This window comes from Planococcus sp. RAB007_Raresut, from assembly GCF_057369535.1.
The window spans coordinates 1-248 of sequence record NZ_JBXYIF010000220.1 but is presented as its reverse complement, the minus strand read 5'-3'; the positions used below and the strand labels follow the sequence as shown (position 1 = coordinate 248).

The 248-nt window shown below is 46.0% G+C and carries 1 protein-coding gene; it reads left to right on the top strand.

Translation table 11 applies throughout. The features are described from left to right. The coding region (locus AC2Q9J_RS18345) for a P-loop NTPase family protein (protein WP_499042157.1) at nucleotides 1-248 on the top strand (248 nt) is incomplete at both ends.

Below are 248 nucleotides of genomic sequence, written 5' to 3'. Positions count from 1 at the left end.
CCATTACGATCCATGGCGTGGATGCCCTGCTGCATCCGAAGGAAATCAAAAAGCAGATCGGTTATGTGCCGGATTTCTTTGGTGTGTATGACAATTTAAAAGTCAGCGAATATATGGATTTTTACGGTTCCATGTACCGTATGACTTCCAGGGAGATCACCGCGGTATCCAATGATCTGCTCGAGCTGGTCAATCTGTCAGACAAAAAAGAGGTTTATGTGGATACGCTTTCCCGCGGAATGAAGCAG